Source organism: Klebsiella sp. KE9456 (assembly GCF_043832615.1).
Classification (GTDB): Bacteria; Pseudomonadota; Gammaproteobacteria; order Enterobacterales; family Enterobacteriaceae; genus Klebsiella; species Klebsiella indica.
The window spans coordinates 86,984-107,499 of sequence record NZ_JBDYQK010000012.1 but is presented as its reverse complement, the minus strand read 5'-3'; the positions used below and the strand labels follow the sequence as shown (position 1 = coordinate 107,499).

Genomic DNA, 20,516 nt, shown 5'->3' with positions numbered 1-20,516 from the left:
CAGGAGCGGGCATCTATACATAAAATATTTTAGATATTATAAGGCGTTACAACAATTGCGCGTGATAACGCTATTTCATCCGTTGTTTCCGGCAAAAAGCCATGGAAACGCAGGATTGAGCTAAACGCTGAACGCGCGTCTTCATTCAGGTCATGATCGATCACCGCATCCAATTTTTCAGCCGCCAGCAGCCTACGGTTCTCCTCATCCAGATCGTGGCCAATAAAGACGTTTATGTCTCGTTTCATCGCTGAAAAAGCCTGCAAAATCGCGCTATTTCCCCCGCCCACGCTGTAAACAGACCGGATTGAATGGTCCTGTTCCAGCGCCTTGCACATCTGCGTAAAAGTCAGTGAATCTATACCATATCCTTCACTAACAGCGATGGTTTTCAAATACGGAGTCCGTTGATTTAGCGCCTCAACGAAGCCTGCCATACGCTGTTCTTCTCCGCGAAAATCAGTACTGCTGATCACGACCGCGACCGTCTGCTCCGCCTTCTGAAGCCACCGCGACAGGAGCCATGCAGCTGTTCGCCCCGCCCCGGCATTGTCCATACCCACATAGCGAATACGCCTGCTGTGCGGCAGGTCAGTGACCAGCGTGACCACCGGCACCTTGAGCGCCGCCAGTTCCGCAATAGTGCCCTCAAGCAACGGATTGTCGCTGGCTTTTAGCAATACGCCGTAACTGTCATTGCCGCAGCGACGCAGCTCGTGTTGCAACTCCTCAGGCGTGACCTCTTCAAAAATGTGGCAGCGTAGCGTCAGCCGGAAAGGCGCAAAGTTTTTAATTTGGCCGAGCAGCGCCACCACCGTTAATGAGCTGAAGCGTTCCGGCGCATGCATTACCAGGTCGATCGGCAACGTGCGGCCGCTTGCAAGGCTGGCGCGCTGTTGTAATTCCAAATCGCGGATGGCCTGAGCAACGCGACGAGCAGTACGCGGACTCACACTGCCGCGCTGGTGCAACGCTCTGTCTACCGTGGCTTTACTGACGCCAGACTGAGCCGCGATTTGTTTAATGGAGAATGACCTTGCCATAAGTTGAGGTCTTTTTGAGGTTATGTAGACGTATTGTTAATCGAATGTAATTGCTAAGGTCAGAGTAAGCAAGCGGATAAACCTGACTCTACTCAATAAGAAAGGACAACATATGAATCTCAGTGAAAGCGGTAGTTTTAACAATAAAGTGTTCGTCGTTACCGGCGGAACCCAGGGATTAGGCGCAGCTGTTGCCCATCTGCTGGTAAAACGTGGGGCGCGGGGTATTGTGATTTGCGGGCGTAACGCAAAAGCCGGCCGCGAACAGGCCAAAACCCTCAGCCACACCGGGTGTGAAGTGATATTTGTTGAAGCGGATATCAGTTCGCCAGAAGCCTGCGGAAAAGTGGTTGACGCAGCAGAATCGGCGTTTGGCACACTGCACGGACTGGTGAACTGTGCAGGTATGTCCGACCGCGGCACCATCCTTGACACTTCTCCGGAATTATTTGACGCAATTATGGCAGTCAACATTCGCGCGCCTTTTTTTCTGATGCAGGCGGCGATCAAACTGATGATTGCCAGAGGCGTAGAAGGCAGCATCGTCAATATCATCACCATGACTTCCCACGGCGGCCAGAGCTTTCTGAGCGCATACGCTGCATCAAAAGGCGCACTGGTCACGCTAACCAAAAACGTGGCCTTCAGCGCCATGCGCAATCGTATCAGGGTAAACGGCCTGAACATTGGCTGGATGGACACGCCGCATGAGCACGACATTCAACGGCAATATCATGGTGCTGAGGAAAACTGGCTGAGTAGCGCTGAGCAGGCACAACCTTTTGGCCGTCTGCTGAAGCCCGCGGAGGTTGCGCGTGGCGTCGCGTTTCTCCTGTCCGGGGAGTCGGGAATGATGACCGGTGCGGTGATCGATTTTGATCAAAGTGTGGTGGGTTGTGGGGACAATGGTGGCTTTCAGCCATCGCATGCTCTGACTCTGTGAGGTAAAAAATGAAGACTCTCTATATTGATGATAGCCATATTTCTCTCGATCAGTTCGCAACGCTATGCGCGCAAAGGTTGCGTAAAGAAGACTTCCCGCTGGCGCGTTCCGCCGATAAAAATGTCCTGTTCTATCATCATGATGATCTGATGGCAGCAGCCAAAACAGATCGTCAAACCCTGCTGGGTGAACTGCATCATGCATTGTCTGGCGGACCAGGCGTGTTCGTGGTTCAGGGCTTATACAGCGATGTCTCCGCCATAGATAGCAGCAATAAAGTGTTTGAGGATATTCTCGCCAGTGAAGCGGCAAACGGCTGCGGCGGCGACCATTTTGCCAAAGCTGGCAGCAATGGCCGTATCTGGAATGCGCTGCAAAAAGTCGCGGAGCGTGATGCCAGTGTCTTCGTCGAATACTACAGTAATCCTTTGCTGGCACTGATTTGCGAAGCGTGGGTCGGCCCCGGCTATGAAATTACGGCTCAGGTGAATCAGGTCCGTCCGGGCGGCAAAGCACAACAGCCGCATCGGGATTATCATCTTGGTTTTCAGCCTAATGAGGTCGTCGCCTGCTTCCCGCTGCCGCTGCAGATTCTGTCACAATACCTGACGCTTCAGGGGGCGGTCGCGCACAGCGATATGCCGATAGAATCAGGGCCGACGCAACTTTTACCGTGGTCGCAGCAATATGCAGCGGGATATCTGGCCTGGCGCGATTCGCGTTTTATAGAATTTTTCCAGCACCATGCCATTCAGTTGCCACTGAAAAAAGGCGACGGGCTGTTCTTCAATCCGGCGCTGTTTCATGCCGCGGGAAATAACGTCACACAGGATCATGTGCGCACGGCTAATTTGCTGCAGGTCTCATCCGCCTTTGGCAAAACAATGGAAAAAGTTAATCACGTCAAAGTAATGGAGGCGATTTACCCCACTCTGCTAAGTAAGCCATTGAGCGATGAGCAGTTACTGGCAATTGTGGCAGCAAGCGGTGAAGGCTATTCCTTCCCGACGAATCTTGATACCGATCCGCCGCTAAATGGACTTGTGCCAGAAACTCAACAGCATCTGTTGCTTGCGGCATTAAAACAGGGTTGTTCGCCTGAAGAGTTTATCCGGCTACTGGCAAATCACGAGAACAAGAGAAAAGCATAGCTATATGTATGTGAGCATGGCATAGCTCACTGACATGGAGGGTGTCATGCCGATGGAACCAGGCGTCGCTTTATTGCTTTAATGTCTGCTGTTCGCTCGGAGTAGATATTCGCAGCGGTCAGTTAAGTGCCAGGGACGGACGTTTCTAATGTCAATCCGTATTAATCAACGTTGGAGTGGCTGATAGTTGTTATGTAGTTCATTTTAATTATAGACATTCATGCCATATGCCTTAAAAATCGTAAACCTATAACCTGCAAACTCAGGCAGAAAATAAAAGATGAGAGAAAAACTGGACTTCATGCTGTTAGCGCTTGAATACTCACGTCAGGCATTGCCCGAATGCAAACCAAATCCACCGGTAGGATGCGTGATCGTCCATAAGGGTAATGTGGTTTCCAAAGGTTTCACACAATCTCCAGGCTATCACCACGCAGAGATTGACGCTATTTCAAAACTTGCGTTTCCTATTGGTGAATGTGAAATTTTTGTCACGCTTGAACCCTGTTCGTATCAAGGCAGAACTCCATCTTGTGCTTTAACACTTGCTGAATTGCAGCCGCGGCATATCTATGTAGCTATGGAAGACCCGCATCCTAGAAACAGGGGAGAAGGACTCAAAATTTTAAAAACTGCAGGAATCAGCTTAACCCTGGGGCTCGGAAGACAAGAAGTAGAAAATTTTCTGTCACCTTATTTAGTCAAGTAATCTTAGGCAGCGTAGGAAAAATGTCTTCCTGACCCGTAAGCGTATACTCTGGATCACCTAATAGCGTAATTTTCAGGGGATGAAAGTCTCTATCTCGCTTATAGCGCCCCTCCCTCTTCGGTCCGCCTCGTGCCATCAGGCGACGTTAATAAGTTTATTGTACGCTATAACGTACAATGTTAAAGTGCAACGACCGTTATAACGCACAAGGTGTTATCATGCGCGCTTTCTCTCTTCCTTTCCCGACGCTACTCGCCGGCTTTGTCGCCGTACTGGTAGGCTACGCCAGTTCCGCCGCCATTATCTGGCAGGCCGCCGCCGCTGCGGGCGCGGATGCTACGCAAATCGCCGGCTGGATGACGGCGTTAGGTCTCGGGATGGGCGTCAGCACGCTGGCGTTAACGTTATGGCGCAAGGCGCCTGTTCTCACCGCCTGGTCAACGCCAGGCGCTGCGCTACTGGTCAGCGGCCTGCAAGGTGTCACCCTGGCACAGGCGGTAGGTGTCTTTATTTTTGCCAACGTCTTAATCGTGCTTTGCGGTCTCACCGGTATATTCGCGCGGTTGATGAAAATCATTCCCCATTCGCTGGCGGCGGCTATGCTGGCAGGCATTCTGCTGCGTTTCGGTATGCAGGCTTTCGCCGCTCTGCAGAGCAATCTGCTGCTGTGCGGCAGTATGTTAGCCGCATGGCTGCTATGTAAAGCCTGGTTTCCCCGCTTTGCCGTAGTGGCCGCCCTGCTGGTCGGCGGCATGGTTGCCGGATTAAACGGAGAGGTGACGGCGTCACAAATAGACTTTGATTTTGTCGCGCCTGCGTATATTGCCCCTGTTTTTTCCCCGACGCTGCTGCTCAGCGTCGGTTTGCCCTTTTTCCTTGTCACGATGGCTTCGCAAAACGCTCCCGGCTTCGCCACCCTTCAGGCCTCCGGCTACCGCGTTCCCGCCTCACCGTTAATCGTTGCGACCGGGGGGCTGGCGCTGCTGCTGTCGCCGTTTGGCGTCTACTCCATCTGTATCGCGGCAATTACCGCCGCCATTTGCCAAAGCCCGGAAGCCCACCCGGAACCACAAAAGCGCTGGCTTGCGGCTGCGGCGGCTGGCGTTTTTTATCTTCTGGCGGGAATTTTCGGCGGTTCGATCACCGCTCTGATGTCGGCGTTACCCATCGCCTGGATACAGATGCTTGCCGGGCTGGCGCTCCTCAGTACCATTGGCGGCAGTCTGTTTCAGGCGCTGAATCATGAGAATGAGCGTGATGCGGCAGTAATCACGTTTCTGATCACCGCCAGCGGCGTCACGCTGGCAGGTATTGGTTCCGCATTCTGGGGGCTGGTGCTGGGCGGCGTCAGCTATACTCTGCTGTCAACGCTGCGCCGCGCGTAGCTGTGATGGCGTCAGACCCGTGGCGCTCTTGACCCGGTTGCTAAAGTGGCTGGCGGAACTAAAACCACAGGCGATGGCGATATCGGTTAACGGCAACGAGCTATGACAAATCAGCGCCTGCGCTTTAACCATCCGGCGCTGCATCACGTACTGATGTGGGGCCATTTTCATCGATTGACGAAACATGCGCGCGAAATGGTACTCGCTCAGCGCCGCTTCCTGGGCGAGGGAGGCCAGCGTTAGCGGCTGGTCCAGATTCTCTTCAATCAACGCCACAATATTACGCAATACGTGGGGCGCCAGCCCGCCGGTGACCGTCGGTAAACGCCACTGGACGTTCGCGTAATGCTGGATCAGGTGCGTCAGCAACAACGTGCTGGCAGAACTGAGCGTGAGCTGGTTCGCTTTCTGTTGCCAGTCGTTACTCAGGAGAAACTGGCGATAAACAGCAGTGATCCTGTCATCGCTGGCAAAGGTTTTCACCTGCAATGTCAACGATGCCGGGCTACGGTCCCAGATCTGTTCACCAATTCGACGCAAATGTTCATCGGTACAGTACAAATGCACAAACGACAGATCGCCGCGAATATCCCAGGTGCTCTCATCGCCTTTCGGCATCAGACAGAAACGATCCGGCCCGCCGCCGTTTTTCCAGCCGTGAGGTGTTTTTTGATAGCTTTCATAGCCATCGGCAATATACAAACTCAGCGTGTGATGACCGCTTTGTACCGTTATGGTATCGAGATTGTTATACCAGGCTGCCAGCTGAATACCTGAGTTAAGCTTCACCGTCTCCCGCAGTACGGCATTCTTTCGCCGCAATGTTTCGAAAGTCTCGTAAACCATAGCCTTCACATTGTCGATTTCGCAGATATCCAGTCTATGAAGAGCCGCCGACAGATACCAGTATTCACTGCCGATAAAGCAAAATATGCGCAAGATTTTGCAAGTCGGCAACAAGCCGATGACAGCGCCCCTCTCTCCGCCAGCGCAAAATAGTCGCGACCACACTCACAGGAGAGACATTGTGAACGCTTTACTCTATGGCTTAGTTGTCGTCATCTGGGGGACGACCTGGATCGCGATTTTTTTACAGCAGGGCCCGGTTGCCGCGCCGGTGTCCATTTTCTGGCGTTTTGCCGTCGCCAGCGCCGCAATGTTGACCATTCTGCGGGTCACCCGTCGTCTGGGATCGTTGAGCAGACGCGACCATTTTTTCTGCCTGCTGCAGGGTTGTTGCGTGTTTTGCTTCAATTTCTGGTGCTTCTATACCGCGGCCGCGTATATCAATACCGGTCTGGAATCGGTGATCTTTTCCATGGCGGTGCTGTTTAACGCGATTAACAGCTTTCTTTTTTTCCGCCAGCCGCCTCCGGGTCGCTTCTGGCTGGCGGCCGCACTGGGCCTCGCGGGGATCGTCACGCTATTCTGGGATGATTTATGGGCCAGCGGCCTCAATGCATCGATCCTGTTGGGTATCGCCCTGAGCGCGGCAGGAACCTACGGGTTTTCTTTGGGAAATATGCTCAGTATTCGCCACCAGCGCCGTGGCCTGGACACATTAAGTACCAATAGCTGGGCGATGCTCTATGGCACGCTGGTGATGGGGGCGATTGCCCTGGTGCGCGGCGATGATTTTTCGCCTCAGTGGACGCTGAGCTATATGGGCGCGCTGCTGTATCTGGCGTTGTTCGGTTCGGTTATCGCTTTCGCCGCCTACTTCACCTTGCTGGGGAGAATCGGTGCGAGCAAAGCCGCTTACAGTACCCTGCTGTTCCCGCTGGTAGCGCTGTCGATTTCCACGATTTATGAAGGATATGTCTGGCATCACAATGCCGTGATTGGGCTGGTGCTGATACTGGTCGGAAATCTGGTGATGTTCGCCCGTCCTGAACAGTGGCATTTGCGGCGTAAACCCGCCTGATTCACTTTCGCTGGATAACATACCAGAGAGAGTGTTCGGCATTGCTGCCGGGTGGCGGCTAACGCCTGACCCGGCCTGCAAATCCTGTGATATCAATATATTATTTGATATCCACCTGGTAAAAAATATGTTTGCCAAAAGGATCGATTTCGTAGCCGGAAACGTTTTTACGTACCGGTTCAAAAATCGTCGAATGGGCAATCATCACCGCCGGCATCTGGTCGTGCATCATCTGCTGGGCCTGAATATATAGCGCTTCACGTTTTTGGCGATCGGTTATCGATTTTGCCTCAGCGATGATCTTATCAAATGGCTGATAGCACCATTTTGCCGAGTTAGATCCCCCGTTTGCCGACTGACAGGTAAATAACGGACCGAAGAAGTTATCCGGATCGCCGGTGGCGGTGGTCCAGCCCATCAGCGCCGCCTGATGCTCGCCATCTTTTACCCGCTTCAGGTATTCCCCCCACTCATAAGTGGTGATTTTGGTCTGCACGCCAATTTTCGCCCAGTCGGCCTGTATCATCTCAGCCATACGTTTGGCATTTGGGTTATAGGGTCGCTGCACCGGCATCGCCCACAGGTCGATGGTAATCGGGCCGGTCACGCCTGATTCCTGCAGCAAAGCTTTGGCCTTCTGCGGATCGTAATCATAATCCTTCAGGGTACTGTCCGCGCTCCACACTCCCGGGGGCAGTAAATTTTTTGCCACCGTGCCCGTACCGTGGAATATGGCGTCGATAATGGCCGGTTTATTAATGGCCATCGCTAAGGCCTGGCGGACCTTAACGTTATCGAGCGGCGCTTTTTGGGTATTGAAGGCCAGGAAACCGGTATTGAGGCCCGCTTTGCTCATCAGATTAATGTCTTTATTCGCCTTCATTCGCGGCAAATCCGCCGGGTTCGGGAACGGCATCACCTGACACTCATTTTTTTCCAGTTTGGCATAGCGCACTGAAGCATCCGGGGTGATGCTGAAAATCAGACGGTCAATATGCGCTTTCCCCTGCCAGTATTCAGGGAACGCGGTGAAAAGAATGCGGGAGTCCTTTTGATATTGCGCGAGTTTAAAAGGCCCGGTACCAATCGGATCCATATCCACGCGTTCCGGCGTCCCGGCTTTGAGCATCGCATCCGCATATTCCGCCGATAAAATAGAGGCGAAATACCAGGCCAGGTCCGCCACAAACGGCGCTTCCGGATGCGCTAAAGTAAACCGCACCGTATATTCATCCGGTTTATCAATATGGGTAATAAGCTGCCCAAATTCGAGGCTTTCGAAATTAGAATAGTTCCCATTGGAAACATTATGATAGGGATTGTGCGGATCTTTTTGCCGCATAAATGAGAAGATAACATCATCAGCATTAAAATCACGGGTCGGTTTAAAATATTTATTACTCTGGAATTTCACCCCTTTGCGCAAATGGAAAGTATAGACTTTGCCATCGTCGCTGACCTCCCAGCTTTCCGCCAGGCTTGGCTGCAATTCAGTGGTCCCGGCTTTAAAATCGACCAGCCGGTTATAAACCGGCACCGCGCTGGCGTCTACGCTGGTCCCGGAGGTGTAGAGCTGTGGGTTAAAGTTTTCCGGCGATCCTTCGGAACAGTAGACCAGCGTTTTTGCGCTAACCGCAGAACTGGCAGTCAGAACCGCGAATGCCAGAGCAAGCCTGATAAATTTGCGTTGCATATGCTTTCCTTTTTAATTTGTCAGCGAATGAATCGCTTGTTGTTTTCCCTTCCATACATAACACTAAAGCATGATTGCAAACACCTAATAACACGAATAAAGAAGGAATCACTATGTCATCAGCGTTAGCCAGTCAATTAACCCGACGCTTCTTTCGCTACCTGGCAATCAGCAGTCAGAGCGATCCGCGCGCCACCACACTCCCGACCACGGACGGGCAGCACGCAATGGCGCAGGCCCTTGCCGATGAGTTGCGGCAACTGGGGCTGGATGAGATCGTAATTGACGAACACGCGACCGTTACAGCGGTAAAAAGAGGTAACGTTCCAGGCGCGCCGCGGATTGGCTTTATTACCCATATCGATACCGTGGACGTCGGCCTGTCAGCGGATATTCATCCACAAATTCTGCGTTTTACAGGAGACGATCTCTGTCTGAACGCTGACAAAGACATCTGGCTGCGGGTGGCTGAACACCCGGAAATCCTCGCGTATCGCGATGAAGAGATTATTTTTAGCGATGGCACCAGCGTGCTCGGCGCCGATAACAAATCTGCGGTGACGGTAGTGATGACGGTACTGGAAAACCTGACGGCGGAACATCGTCATGGCGATATCGTCGTCGCGTTTGTACCGGATGAAGAAGTTGGCCTGCGCGGCGCGAAAGCGCTGGATCTCTCGCGCTTTGCCGTCGATTTTGCCTGGACTATCGACTGCTGCGAGCTGGGTGAAATCGTCTATGAAAACTTTAATGCCGCGGCGGCAGAGATCCGCTTTACCGGCGTCACGGCGCACCCGATGTCGTCAAAAGGCGTGCTGGTCAACCCGCTGCTGATGGCCACTGACTACATAAGCCATTTTGATCGCCTGCAAACGCCGGAACATACCGCCGGTCGGGAAGGCTACGTCTGGTTTAACGGCGTCAAGGGAGACCAGAACAGCACCTTGCTGCAGGCCAGTATTCGCGATTTCGACCTCGAAGGCTTTCAGCGCCGTAAACAACAGATTGGCGAGGTGGCGCAAAAAATCGCTGCGCAGTATCCCACCGGTAAAGTCGAATTTCAGGTCAGCGATACCTATAGCAATATCAGCAATGCAATCGGCGAGGACCGGCGGGCCATTGATTTAATGTTCGAGGCGATGGAAAGCCTGGGAATTACGCCGAAACCCACGCCGATGCGCGGCGGCACCGATGGCGCAGCACTCTCGGCAAAGGGCGTGTTAACGCCAAACTTCTTTACCGGCGCGCACAATTTCCACTCAAAATTTGAATTTTTGCCGCTGCGCGCCTTTGAAGCCTCTTATCAGACCGCGTTTCAGCTCTGCCTGTTGGCGGCCCGTTAAGCGGGTTTGCGCGCCAGCATGGTGGCAAAACGCAGTTTGATCCGGTTACCGTTGGCGTCGGTGCGGTGCAGTTCACCGACGTCTTCGTTGTACTTGAGTCGTGCCCAGTCCGCATAGTAATGACGCAGTTCTTCCGGTTTAAAAGTGAACGGAAAGTCGACGGTACACGGATAATCCTCGCTATCCATCGCCGCTACAATCAGGTTATAGCCGCCAGGCCTGGTGCAGCGCTGCATATTGGCAATAAGGCCAGGGATAGTCTTCGCGTCAAGGAACATCATCACCACGGTGGAGAGAATAAAGTCATACTGGCCGTCAAAACTCAGCGTATTAAGGTCCTTAATCGACGTTTCCAGCCTTTCCAGTCCTTCCGCCTGACGAATGCTTTCAAGATTCCCGATACTCGCCGGGTTTTTATCCCACGCGGTTACCTCAAAACCGTTGGCCGCCAGATACAGACTATTGCGCCCGTTACCGCAGCCCAGATCCAGCGCCTTGCCTGGCGCAATCAGCGTCGCGGCATACACCACTTCTGAGTGCGTGCGTGTCAGCCCGTATTTATCGGTGAAGTAATTTTCATCACGAAGCGTCATGATTAATCCTTATTTTTGTGTGCAACATGAACCCACAGCGGGCAGAAGGCGCTGGCATAACGGTGAGCGTAATCACGCCCTGAACCAGCGCCAAATAACCTGGCGGTCACTCCCGTCTCGCGTCGGATTCTGGCTTTAAACTTAAGTTGCATTTTAAAAGAACCTTAAAAAACGCGCTACGGTGTTTTTTGCTATGTTTATGTTATGCGTAAGTAGTGAGATAGACAGATGCGTAAATATCGTCTCAGCGACAACGTTCGCCCGTTTCACTATCATATAGACGGGATCAAACATAGCGTGAATTTACGGCAAATTGTCGCCTTGCGTGATTTCGCCGACGTGAAAAGCGGGAGCGAAGGCGGCTGGCTGGACGATGAAGCCGCGCTGAGCCAGAACGGCGCGTGCTGGGTTTATGATACCAATAGCGCCATTTTCGCCGGCGCGAGGATTAAAGGCGATGCGCGCTTAACCGGCGAGTGCATAATCAGCCATGGCGCGATTATCAGCGATAGCGTTCACCTGGATAATGTCTGCGTCAGTCATCATGCGCAGATAAGTGACAACGTCACCGTTGCGTGTTCGCAGATCCGCGGTGCATGTCAGGTGGCGGACAATGCGCGGATCCTCCCCCATTCTCTGATTATCGCCGCCCAGGGGTTAACCGCGGATCATGATAAAATCCTGCGTATCCATCAACAGGCTATCGTGAGTGCATCGCAAATTGTTCATCAGGCGCAGATATACGGTAACGCCTTTGTGGAATACGCGTTTATTGAGCACCGGGCGGAAATCTTCGACCACGCACGCCTGGAAGGCAATGCAGAAAACACTATCTGGGTCTGTGATAACGCCAGAGTATACGGCAACGCGCGAATTATCGCCGGGCACGAAGAGGACGCCATTCCAACCCTGCGCTACAGTTCGCAGGTGGCAGAACACGCGATCGTGGAAGGAAACTGCCTGCTAAAGCATCGGGTGACGGTCGGTGGACATGCGCAGCTACGCGGCGGGCCGATTCTGCTTGACGACAACGTGCGGGTCGAAGGCCATGCGGTTATCTGTGGCGATGTGGTGATTGAGCATCAGGTGACCATCTGCGATGACGTGCGGATAACGGCGGCCCCCGGCGCTGCCATTCATCTTCGCGGCGCGAAAGTGATTAACGGCGACGAGCATGTTACCCGCACACCCATAGTGGGTTTCCTGTAGCCTCGGCGCCCACTGACGCGCCTGTCCAGCGGGCGCCTGAGCGCCCCTTTAGGTTATTGCCGCGAAAAATCAATAATTCGCCCGTAGATGTTCTGGTCATCATACGATCCATTAAGGAATTCAGCCTGCTTCAGACACCCTTCAAGGCTGAAACCGTTGCGTAGCGCCACCTGATTGCTCCTGAGGTTCGATACCCGGCATTTAATCACAAAGCGCCGGACCGTACCGTTACGGGCAAAATAGTCCATAAACGCCTGCAACGCCTGAGAAAGCAGCCCCTGCCCCTGGTGGCGTTCATCAATCCAGTACCCGATATATGCGGCCTTATTGATCGGTTCAATCTGGTTAAACGACAGCACGCCGATTATCTTCTCATCCAGAAAGAGTAAAAACATTTTGGCATAGCCACGCTGGTGCAGCATCATGTTGCTCTGCACATGGCGGCGGGTTTCGTCTTCGTGACTGACATCCGCGGGCCAGTTCAATGACTGCTGAAGCCAAACCCGGTTTTTAATCACCAGTTGGTGCAGTTCCGTCACGTAACGCTCATCAACCGCGCGCAGGAAAAGCGATTCAGTGACAGGAATTTGTTCTATCGCAGGGGTATTTTCATCAGGCATAGCACACTCCGGGCAAAAAAAGAAACGCCCACAAAGTCACCTCTGCGGGCAGAACAGCAATTACTTCATCACCCGGTCATCAACATAGTTGCGTTTATCCGGCGCTGGCGGGAAATACTGATACAGCCAAGTTTCGCTGATCGCATCCCCCTGGCAACGCAGGAACATACGCATCTCAACCGGGTCGGTCGAATCAGAGGTTGGATACCAGTCAAACTGGATGCGATAGCCATCGAATGGTTCAACATAGAGAATTTCTATTTGTTTTGCTTCGCCGCTGGACAAGGTAATCACCGGTTCAATCCCTTTAGGCGCGGCAGCTTTCAGATCGCCGCCGATAAAATCGATGGCAAAACGGCGCGCCCATTTATCCGGATAATGTTCACCCGGCGCCCAGCCTTCCGGGAAGCCGCCCATTCCGGTACGCGTCGCCATGACCCGCGCCAGCGGTGAGCGGACCGGCGGCTGCGCGCTCCAGTAAAGGCGATAGCGGAAATCCAGCGCATCCCCGGCTTTTACCGGTTTCGCTGGCTGCCAGAAGCAGACGATATTATCCAGCGTTTCACCGGTCGTCGGGATCTCCATCAGGCTGACCGCCCCTTTCCCCCACTGATTACGCGGTTCGACCCACAGGCTCGGACGCTTGTTATACCAGCCCATAACATCCTGATAGTGAGAGAAGTCGCGATCCATCTGCAACAGCCCAAAACCCCGCGGGTTCTTGTCCTGGAAAGCGTTAAACTGCAGTTTTTGTGGGTTATTGAGCGGGCGGCAAATCCATTCGCCGTTCCCCAGCCACATCGACAGCCGGTCGGAATCGTGGATCTGTGGATGAATAGTGTCGCACACCCGCCGCTCGTTGGTGCCACAGCTGAACATACTGGTCATCGGCGCAATACCCAGCTGTTTGATATCTTTGCGCGCATAGATATGGTTCTCCACATCCATGATCACCTGTGTTTCCTGGCAGTTGACAACAAATTTATAGGCGCCGGTCACGCTTGGGCTGTCGAGCAACGCATAGACGGTAAATACCGTTGCGCCCGGCTTAACGGTCTCGAACCAGAAGGAGGTGAAGTCCGGGAACTCTTCCGGCGTATCGCTGAAGGTATCGATAGCCAGACCGCGCGCAGAGAGCCCGTATTGATACGTACTGTCCACCGCGCGGAAGTAGCTGGCGCCAAGAAAGGAGACAATATCGCGTCTCGCCAGCTCCGGCGCCTTAAAGACGCGGAATCCGGCAAAACCGAGATCGCTCTGGCCTTCCAGTTGGCGGGTATCAACACCGGCATCGTTGTATTTAAACAATTCAGGACGAAAGTGGATTTCCCGTGCCTGCTGCGTTTGCGCATCCAGGGAGAACATCCGTACCCGACGGCGAAAGCCCATACCCACGTGGAAAAACTGGATGTCCAGCTTGCGTTCGTCAATGTTATTCCACAGGGAGTGCGCCGCGTCATACTGAATGCTGTTGTAGGCCTGCGGCGTCAGGTTTGCCAGCGTCGGCGGCAGCGCGCGAGGTGCGCCGCCCCAGGGTTGACGGGCAAGATCGTGGGCCATCGACTGTAGCACCGCGTAGTCAAAGCGACGCGTCTGTCCGTCGGCAATTGCCGAATCTTCGGCAAATGCGGCTTTCGTAAATAGAGAGGCTACTCCTGACGTTCCGCATACAGCGGCAACAGCCATGGAAGATTTGAGAAAACGTCTGCGGTTCATGCCTGAGAAAGCATCCTTCTTCATATGTGAATTGAGACGCGACGTAACAAACCCATGCGTCGTGGATGTCGCTCACTCTAGACAAAAACGGTTGATAATCCAATTGTCGACGACAGAAAACCTGTGAAAAAAATATGTCTACCAGACCAGACCGAATATCGCCGAGGCGACGCTGAATCCCTTTGGTGTACAGCGACAAAGGGATCTGCCCGCCAGGCATCCGCATGCAATCGCTCAGAAGACGTTAATCCAGCGTGACATGATGTTTCATCACCCGGCGAAACAGCGCCAGACGCGCGCGCATAAAACGGTTTTCCACTTTGAAACCGGCCTGCTTGCGCAAACCCATGCGTAACAGCCGGTCCCGCCCGCGCACGCAGGCTGGCCAGCGTAGCGGCCCGGCGAGTTCATGACAGTCGTTACCGGCTAAACGGGCGAAGTTAGCCCAATAGTCGGCGACCTGTGCGGCAAATGCCCGATCGTTATCATTCGCATAATGGCGTACCGGCTCGGCAAGGTCGAGATTATCAAAAACATATGCCACTTCATTACCGTGCCATGCCCCATGGGGATAGGTCTGGTGCTCCGCTTCAGCAACATAGTCAAACCAGTAGCGCCAGCACGGTTGCCCTACCCGCTGCTGCGCCTGCATCACGACGTAGCCCAGGGTGGTAAAGGCCATGTCGCGGCACACTTCACGCCCCAGCGCTTCATCACCCTTCACGCCAGGGTAAAGCAGCTTAATTAAGCCAAGCCCGAACCGGCGTTCCCGGCGCAGTTTCGCGATTTGTCCGGCGATATCGACGCCAAATACCGTCATAACGCTGGCCTCATCACTGTTAGAGCCAATCATGACCGGCAGCGGATGTTGACGCCCGCGAAAAAAAGTCTCCAGCATCGGCTGCGGCAGGACGACGTCGCCAACGATTGGCGCCGGGCCGAGCGTGAGCGGCGCGGTTAACGGCCAGAACGCCTCCGCCGGAATTGCTCGTAGTTGTTCGGCGCTGGCCTGCGGCAAGGCGAAGTGTTCTGCGATCAGTTGCCCCTTTGCCAGCGCTTTTTCCCGCGGCAGATCCGGCAAGGTATAGCCGCTCTGGATTATCGCCTTGTGGAATAGCCCCCTGGATTTTGGCGAGACCATTAACGACAGCACGCTGCGGGCGCCTGCGGACTCGCCAAACAGCGTTACATTGGCGGCATCGCCGCCAAACGCATGAATATTCTCCTGAACCCACTGCAGGGCGACGATCTGGTCAAGCAGCGCAAAATTATATATGCGCTCGCCCTCTTCCTCCTCCAGCGCCGGATGGGCAAAAAAGCCCAGGTGTCCGAGACGGTAGTTGACCGTTACCAGCACGACATCACGGGAAGCCAGCGCTTTGCCATCATACGGCGGCAGGCTCCCGGCGCCGATGGTATAACCGCCGCCATGCAGCCAGACCATCACCGGCAGCGGCTGCGCGCGTGACGCGGGCGACCAGACGTTGAGATAAAGACAATCCTCAGAAAAGCGCCCCGGATCGCCACCGCCAAGTTCACGGCAATATTCAATATCCTGCCAGCTGGCGGCGGAAAAGGTATCCGCCCGACGCACGCCCTGCCAGCGTGCGGCAGGCTGCGGCGCGCGCCAGCGAAGATCGCCGACCGGCGGCGCCGCATAGGGAATGCCGCGCCAGATATGCATGTTATCTTCAGCGGTACCGGATAATATGCCCTGCCGGGTTTTCACCAGCGGAGTGGACGAATTTTGCATGACCTGCTTGCTTCCTTTAACAACTCATGCCAGCAGAGTACTGATTTTACAGCAGACCGCAACGTCGTTTGCTGCGTTCTTCCGCCTGTTGATACAGAACAAACTCGTCGTACACCTGGCAACCCAACGCCGCCTCAAAAGTCTCGCGACTGGCGTTACCGTGACTGCGGGGCTGGCTGTCGCTGCCGAGATTCGACTGAAAAATACCGGCGGCGCTCACGGGTAAAAAGTCTTCATAAATAATCGGTTGCGCAATAACCCAGCCGCGTTCGATCAACGGCTGCGGATCATCGCCCGGACGAAACGCCTGACGATGCGCTTCACCGATCGGGGTCAGGCGGTAGCGGAACCATGCCAGACCTTGCTGGCGCAGCAGAAATTCACTATCCGGGAATTGACTGAACGCTTCCTGCAGATGGCGCTGATGGTTTAGATTATCTTTACCCACCCCCGCCTCGCTAAGCAGCCGGTCATACAGCGCGCGCCCTTTTGGCGTCAGCGCAATACCGCGCTGCTCAATTTCGCCAAAGCGGGCGGTATGCGTACCGCTATGCTCTCCGGCAAACATTACCGGCTCATCAAGGGCTTTAAAACTGGTCTGGCGCAATAAAATCGGTACATCGCGGCGCGGCGGTCCTTCAATCAGCGCTTTCGGGGCGATGCCCCTCTCAGGCATCAACGCCTGCACCCGGTCAATGTCCAGCGTGCGTGGCGTCAGATGATTAATGTGACAACCGGGGAAACAGACCACATCGGCAATCAGACGGTGCTCGGCGTGCAGGGCGCGATAGGTCTCTTCATCAACGGTGGCATGGCGATGCCAGCGAAAGGTTTCCAGCGCCTGTTCAACAAATTCATGCGCCTCCGCGACGCTGAACGCCCCCTTCTGCTCGTGAAGCGCGATCAGCTCACGACAACGAGGCGTAAAAATATCCCGACCTGCGAGGATTTGCGCCGCCCGGTTGCGCAGGGAGACGTTCGCGATTAACTCTAACCGCAGAAGCGAGGTAAAAAGGCGAAACGGATTGCGCACCAGCGCCTCATCGTCTATCGGACGGAACGCGGTGGCGTGAACCGGGACTCCCGCCTGTGACAGATCGTAATAGCTAACGGGATACATCCCCATAATGGCAAACATACGGCGCAAGGTCGCCAGTTCCGCTGCCGTACCGACGCGGATCGCGCCATGACGTTCAACATTAAGGCGCGCCAGTTCATCGGCATTCGCCAGTTGTTCATGCAGCTTCGGGTTATTTTCCAGTACCGCAAGATTCACATCGGCAACCAGCTCCACTAACGTCCCGTACTGAGGAACTTCCTGCTGATACATCGCCGACATCGCCCGTGAAAAGCACTCCCGAATCTCATCAGCCGTGATGGTGTTCGCCATGATGTTATACCTCCAGTGAATTCTCCCTGGAGTGTAGAAAAGGTCCCCGCAATGAGTGGGAAGAATTTACAAACTGTGATGTCGATAGCTGACGGCCACTGCTGATCGGAATAATTCATAACCACTGGTTATGTTAAACACCCATTAATTTCACTTTAAATTAACAATATATTTACACACACTGCGTGTGGCGATATGACAACAACATGCCTCTCTACCGATAAGACGGAGTACCCTATGAACGAGAAATGGTCACCGCGCGAGGTTGTACATCGCGACTATAGCAGCCATCCCCCGGCTTACGCGCCGGGCTACAAAACCAGCGTTCTGCGCTCACCGCGCAATGCGCTGATCTCACTACAAAACTCACTCTCAGAAATCACCGGGCCGGTATTCAGCAGCGACGATCTCGGCGCGCTGGATAACGACCTGATCCTTAACTACGCCAAAGATGGCCTGCCCATTGGCGAACGTATTATCGTACACGGATACGTACAGGATGGTTTTGGCCGCCCACTGAAGAACACGCTGGTTGAAGTCTGGCAGGCCAACGCGGGTGGACGCTATCGGCATAAAAAAGATCAGTATCTGGCGCCTATCGATCCTAACTTTGGCGGCTGTGGCCGGGTGCTGACCGATGAAAACGGCTACTACTGTTTTCGCACTATCAAGCCAGGCCCTTATCCCTGGCGTAATCAGGTGAGCGACTGGCGTCCGGCGCATATTCACTTCTCGCTTTCCGGGGACGCCTGGGCGCAGCGGTTAATTACCCAAATGTATTTCGAAGGCGATCCGCTGATTAAACAGTGCCCCATTGTCAAAACCATCAATAATGATGATGCCATTCGGACATTAATCGCCGCGCTGGACACCCATGCCGCCGTACCGCTGGATTGCCTGGCGTACCGTTTTGACCTCGTGCTGCGCGGTCATCGTGCGACGCTGTTTGAAAACCGCACTCAGGGGGCCGCCCGATGAAAAATTTTTTACCTGAAACCGCCTCGCAAACCGCAGGACCCTATGTACACATCGGTCTCGCACCGGAGGCCGCCGGGTTTCATATTTTTGAAAAGAACTTCGGCCCGATCCTCACCACGCCGGGGACCGAAGGCGAACATATTACCCTTGAAGGCCGGGTGATTGATGGCTCCGGGACGCCGGTGCGCGATGTGCTGCTGGAGATCTGGCAGGCCAACGCCGCCGGGCGCTATAACCATCCCGACGATCGCCAGCAGAGCAAGAAACTGGATACCGAATTCCGCGGCTGGGGACGCAGTTGTTCCGACTTCACCAGCGGTATCTGGCGCTTTGAAACCATTAAACCGGGCTCCGTTGTCGGGCGCGATGGTCGTCTCATGGCCCCGCACGTCAATCTATGGATAGTCGCACGGGGGATTAATATTGGTCTTAACACGCGGATGTACTTCTCCGACGAGGTCGATGCCAACCGGGCCGATCCGGTGCTGAATCTGATTGAATGGGAAGTGCGCCGTCAGACGTTAATCGCCCAGCGTGAGGTACGTGGCACTGAAATCGTTTATCGGTTCGATATTCATTTACAGGGGGAGAACGAAACCGTTTTCTTCGATATCTGAGTTTTCTCTTCCTTTGCCGCCCCTGCTGGCCGGGCGGCAATTTTACCCCGCTCAGCAAAATTCAGCTTGTAAAATAATAATATGAGATGTTAATAATACTTTGCTATTAAGTTAACAATTACAAACATTCGGACTTGCCACCGACACACCTCTGTTCTTAACATGAATTATGCAAAAAAATGGTCTTTTCAGTCAGCGCATTCGCTTGCGCCATTTACATACTTTCGTGGCCGTCGCTCAACAGGGAACCCTTGGGCGTGCGGCTGAAACCTTAAACCTTAGCCAACCGGCTTTATCCAAGACGTTGAATGAACTGGAGCAGTTGACCGGCACGCGTCTGTTTGAGCGCGGGCGGCTGGGCGCACAGCTCACGCTGGTTGGCGAACAGTTCCTCACCCATGCCGTTAAGGTGCTTGACGCCCTTAATAGCGCCGGGCAGGCGCTCAATCGTAAAGAAGGCCTTAATAGCGACATTGTGCGCATCGGCGCGCTCCCCACCGCCGCGCTGGGTATTTTGCCCTCGGTCATTGGCCAGTTTCATCGGCAGCAAAAAGATATCACGCTGCAGGTCGCGACCATGAACAACACCATGTTGCTGGCTGGGCTGAAATCGGGAGAAATCGATATTGGTATCGGACGGATGTCCGATCCGGAATTAATGAGTGGTTTGAACTACGAGCTGCTGTTTCTCGAATCACTGAAACTGGTAGTCCGCCCCGGACACCCACTACTGCAAGAAACCGTGACATTAAGCCGGGTCATGGAGTGGCCGGTAGTGGTGTCGCCAAAAGGCACATTGCCTCGCCAGAACGCCGAAACGCTACTGCAAAGCCAGGGATGTAAAATCCCTGCTGGCTGTATCGAAACACTGTCAGCCTCCCTGTCGCGCCAACTGACGGTCGACTATGATTACGTGTGGTTTGTCCCCTCTGGTGCGGTTAAGGACGATCTTCGCCGTGGCCTGTTGGCTGCGCTGCCGATCCCCACGCAGGGAACCGGCGAACCTATCGGTATTTTGACCCGCGTAGACGCGACACTTACCGCAGGCACTCAAACCTTACTTAGCGCCATTCGTAAATCAATGCCCGTCTGATGCGTCTTTTTCCGGTGCGCCAGATACACCTGGCGCGGCGCACACCACACCAGGTTTTCAGCGCAATGCCAGAGAAACCGTCCTCTGGCCGTTCACTGGCGAGAAAAATGACAAATACCCTCGTCTGACGGTGAACAGAACGACCGCTGAATCACAGGGGTGAAAACAAATGATGCGCCATTTTCACGAAAACCCGCCCAAAAGCGAACAGACTCCCCTTACGTTTTGCCGCTTTTTTTATGGCCGCAGCCCATGCCATTTACCTCGATAATCAATTAGTGCGGAATAATTCATTAACAATTGCGTAAATTTATTTAACAGATCTATCATATTCTCGATTTCACCAAATGATTCAT

18 protein-coding genes are annotated in these 20,516 nt (G+C 53.9%); 10 read left to right on the top strand and 8 right to left on the bottom strand.

What is annotated here, in order from left to right; genetic code table 11:
• Positions 1–29 precede the first annotated feature (29 nt).
• A complete protein-coding gene (locus ABK821_RS14085) occupies positions 30–1,043 on the bottom strand; it encodes a LacI family DNA-binding transcriptional regulator (protein ID WP_343178403.1) in 1,014 nt (337 codons plus the stop codon).
• A 112-nt stretch (positions 1,044–1,155) separates the two neighbouring features.
• Between ABK821_RS14085 and ABK821_RS14080 the strand changes: the two genes are divergently transcribed.
• The 4 genes from ABK821_RS14080 (at position 1,156) to ABK821_RS14065 (ending at position 5,231) form a co-directional block, all read left to right on the top strand.
• Positions 1,156–1,986, top strand: a complete 831-nt coding sequence (locus ABK821_RS14080) for an SDR family oxidoreductase (protein ID WP_142501903.1) — start codon at positions 1,156–1,158, stop codon at positions 1,984–1,986.
• An 8-nt stretch (positions 1,987–1,994) separates the two neighbouring features.
• The gene (locus tag ABK821_RS14075) at positions 1,995–3,137 is read left to right on the top strand and encodes a phytanoyl-CoA dioxygenase family protein (protein WP_142501902.1); all 1,143 of its coding nucleotides are present in this window, start codon (positions 1,995–1,997) and stop codon (positions 3,135–3,137) included.
• A gap of 280 nt (positions 3,138–3,417) precedes the next feature.
• Positions 3,418–3,846 (top strand): bifunctional diaminohydroxyphosphoribosylaminopyrimidine deaminase/5-amino-6-(5-phosphoribosylamino)uracil reductase RibD, encoded by a 429-nt coding sequence (locus ABK821_RS14070; RefSeq protein ID WP_142501901.1) that lies wholly within the window; start codon positions 3,418–3,420, stop codon positions 3,844–3,846.
• A gap of 218 nt (positions 3,847–4,064) precedes the next feature.
• A complete protein-coding gene (locus tag ABK821_RS14065; protein ID WP_395033970.1) occupies positions 4,065–5,231 on the top strand; it encodes a benzoate/H(+) symporter BenE family transporter in 1,167 nt (388 codons plus the stop codon).
• Here ABK821_RS14065 and ABK821_RS14060 read toward each other — a convergent pair.
• Positions 5,211–6,077, bottom strand: coding sequence for a helix-turn-helix domain-containing protein (locus tag ABK821_RS14060; RefSeq protein ID WP_142501899.1), 867 nt, complete (start codon positions 6,075–6,077; stop codon positions 5,211–5,213). The genes ABK821_RS14065 and ABK821_RS14060 overlap by 21 nt on opposite strands.
• A gap of 181 nt (positions 6,078–6,258) precedes the next feature.
• On the opposite strand from ABK821_RS14060, the gene ABK821_RS14055 reads away from it, so the two are divergent.
• Positions 6,259–7,155 carry a DMT family transporter gene (locus tag ABK821_RS14055; RefSeq protein WP_138362216.1) on the top strand — a complete coding sequence of 299 codons (897 nt, stop codon included), beginning with the start codon at positions 6,259–6,261 and terminating at the stop codon, positions 7,153–7,155.
• Between the two features lie 100 nt (positions 7,156–7,255).
• Here the strand turns inward: ABK821_RS14055 and ABK821_RS14050 are convergent, their stop codons facing one another.
• Positions 7,256–8,848, bottom strand: coding sequence for an ABC transporter substrate-binding protein (locus ABK821_RS14050; RefSeq protein ID WP_142501897.1), 1,593 nt, complete (start codon positions 8,846–8,848; stop codon positions 7,256–7,258).
• Between the two features lie 113 nt (positions 8,849–8,961).
• Between ABK821_RS14050 and pepT the strand changes: the two genes are divergently transcribed.
• A complete protein-coding gene (pepT, locus tag ABK821_RS14045; protein WP_142501896.1) occupies positions 8,962–10,191 on the top strand; it encodes a peptidase T in 1,230 nt (409 codons plus the stop codon).
• Here the strand turns inward: pepT and tehB are convergent.
• Positions 10,188–10,784 carry a tellurite resistance methyltransferase TehB gene (gene tehB, locus ABK821_RS14040; RefSeq protein ID WP_138362213.1) on the bottom strand — a complete coding sequence of 199 codons (597 nt, stop codon included), beginning with the start codon at positions 10,782–10,784 and terminating at the stop codon, positions 10,188–10,190. The genes pepT and tehB overlap by 4 nt on opposite strands.
• Positions 10,785–11,012: 228 nt before the next feature.
• Here tehB and ydcK point away from each other — a divergent pair, with 228 nt between their 5' ends.
• The gene (gene ydcK / locus ABK821_RS14035; protein ID WP_308563358.1) at positions 11,013–11,993 is read left to right on the top strand and encodes a YdcK family protein; all 981 of its coding nucleotides are present in this window, start codon (positions 11,013–11,015) and stop codon (positions 11,991–11,993) included.
• Between the two features lie 53 nt (positions 11,994–12,046).
• Here the strand turns inward: ydcK and rimL are convergent, their stop codons facing one another.
• From rimL to ABK821_RS14015, 4 genes are all read right to left on the bottom strand, one after another.
• Entirely contained in the window at positions 12,047–12,613 is a 567-nt protein-coding gene (gene rimL, locus ABK821_RS14030; RefSeq protein ID WP_138362211.1) for a 50S ribosomal protein L7/L12-serine acetyltransferase, read from the bottom strand.
• Between the two features lie 60 nt (positions 12,614–12,673).
• Positions 12,674–14,329: a glucan biosynthesis protein D gene (locus ABK821_RS14025; RefSeq protein WP_138362210.1), complete on the bottom strand. Its 1,656-nt coding sequence runs from the start codon at positions 14,327–14,329 to the stop codon at positions 12,674–12,676.
• 244 nt (positions 14,330–14,573) lie between these two features.
• Positions 14,574–16,082, bottom strand: a complete 1,509-nt coding sequence (locus tag ABK821_RS14020; protein WP_343178405.1) for a carboxylesterase/lipase family protein — start codon at positions 16,080–16,082, stop codon at positions 14,574–14,576.
• Positions 16,083–16,128: 46 nt separating this feature from the next.
• On the bottom strand, positions 16,129–17,472 hold the full coding sequence (locus ABK821_RS14015) for a VOC family protein (RefSeq protein WP_343178406.1): 1,344 nt from the start codon (positions 17,470–17,472) through the stop codon (positions 16,129–16,131).
• Positions 17,473–17,709: 237 nt separating this feature from the next.
• Between ABK821_RS14015 and pcaH the strand changes: the two genes are divergently transcribed.
• The 3 genes from pcaH (at position 17,710) to ABK821_RS14000 (ending at position 20,160) form a co-directional block, all read left to right on the top strand.
• Entirely contained in the window at positions 17,710–18,450 is a 741-nt protein-coding gene (gene pcaH, locus ABK821_RS14010; RefSeq protein WP_138362207.1) for a protocatechuate 3,4-dioxygenase subunit beta, read from the top strand.
• Entirely contained in the window at positions 18,447–19,067 is a 621-nt protein-coding gene (pcaG, locus tag ABK821_RS14005) for a protocatechuate 3,4-dioxygenase subunit alpha (RefSeq protein ID WP_138362206.1), read from the top strand. The genes pcaH and pcaG overlap by 4 nt, the downstream gene beginning before the upstream one ends.
• Positions 19,068–19,236: 169 nt before the next feature.
• Positions 19,237–20,160 carry a LysR substrate-binding domain-containing protein gene (locus tag ABK821_RS14000; protein ID WP_138362205.1) on the top strand — a complete coding sequence of 308 codons (924 nt, stop codon included), beginning with the start codon at positions 19,237–19,239 and terminating at the stop codon, positions 20,158–20,160.
• Positions 20,161–20,516 lie beyond the last annotated feature (356 nt).

What these genes read in the sequence shown, in the direction of transcription:
- tehB (WP_138362213.1), bottom strand. Translation starts at nt 10,784, where the DNA reads ATGACGCTTCGTGATGAAAATTACTTCACCGATAAATACGGGCTGACA.
- ABK821_RS14075 (WP_142501902.1), top strand. Translation starts at nt 1,995, where the DNA reads ATGAAGACTCTCTATATTGATGATAGCCATATTTCTCTCGATCAGTTC.
- ABK821_RS14060 (WP_142501899.1), bottom strand. Translation starts at nt 6,077, where the DNA reads ATGGTTTACGAGACTTTCGAAACATTGCGGCGAAAGAATGCCGTACTG.
- pepT (WP_142501896.1), top strand. Translation starts at nt 8,962, where the DNA reads ATGTCATCAGCGTTAGCCAGTCAATTAACCCGACGCTTCTTTCGCTAC.
- ABK821_RS14000 (WP_138362205.1), top strand. Translation starts at nt 19,237, where the DNA reads ATGCAAAAAAATGGTCTTTTCAGTCAGCGCATTCGCTTGCGCCATTTA.
- ABK821_RS14080 (WP_142501903.1), top strand. Translation starts at nt 1,156, where the DNA reads ATGAATCTCAGTGAAAGCGGTAGTTTTAACAATAAAGTGTTCGTCGTT.
- ABK821_RS14070 (WP_142501901.1), top strand. Translation starts at nt 3,418, where the DNA reads ATGAGAGAAAAACTGGACTTCATGCTGTTAGCGCTTGAATACTCACGT.
- ydcK (WP_308563358.1), top strand. Translation starts at nt 11,013, where the DNA reads ATGCGTAAATATCGTCTCAGCGACAACGTTCGCCCGTTTCACTATCAT.
- ABK821_RS14025 (WP_138362210.1), bottom strand. Translation starts at nt 14,329, where the DNA reads ATGAACCGCAGACGTTTTCTCAAATCTTCCATGGCTGTTGCCGCTGTA.
- pcaH (WP_138362207.1), top strand. Translation starts at nt 17,710, where the DNA reads ATGAACGAGAAATGGTCACCGCGCGAGGTTGTACATCGCGACTATAGC.
- rimL (WP_138362211.1), bottom strand. Translation starts at nt 12,613, where the DNA reads ATGCCTGATGAAAATACCCCTGCGATAGAACAAATTCCTGTCACTGAA.
- ABK821_RS14050 (WP_142501897.1), bottom strand. Translation starts at nt 8,848, where the DNA reads ATGCAACGCAAATTTATCAGGCTTGCTCTGGCATTCGCGGTTCTGACT.
- ABK821_RS14065 (WP_395033970.1), top strand. Translation starts at nt 4,065, where the DNA reads ATGCGCGCTTTCTCTCTTCCTTTCCCGACGCTACTCGCCGGCTTTGTC.
- ABK821_RS14085 (WP_343178403.1), bottom strand. Translation starts at nt 1,043, where the DNA reads ATGGCAAGGTCATTCTCCATTAAACAAATCGCGGCTCAGTCTGGCGTC.
- ABK821_RS14020 (WP_343178405.1), bottom strand. Translation starts at nt 16,082, where the DNA reads ATGCAAAATTCGTCCACTCCGCTGGTGAAAACCCGGCAGGGCATATTA.
- ABK821_RS14015 (WP_343178406.1), bottom strand. Translation starts at nt 17,472, where the DNA reads ATGGCGAACACCATCACGGCTGATGAGATTCGGGAGTGCTTTTCACGG.
- pcaG (WP_138362206.1), top strand. Translation starts at nt 18,447, where the DNA reads ATGAAAAATTTTTTACCTGAAACCGCCTCGCAAACCGCAGGACCCTAT.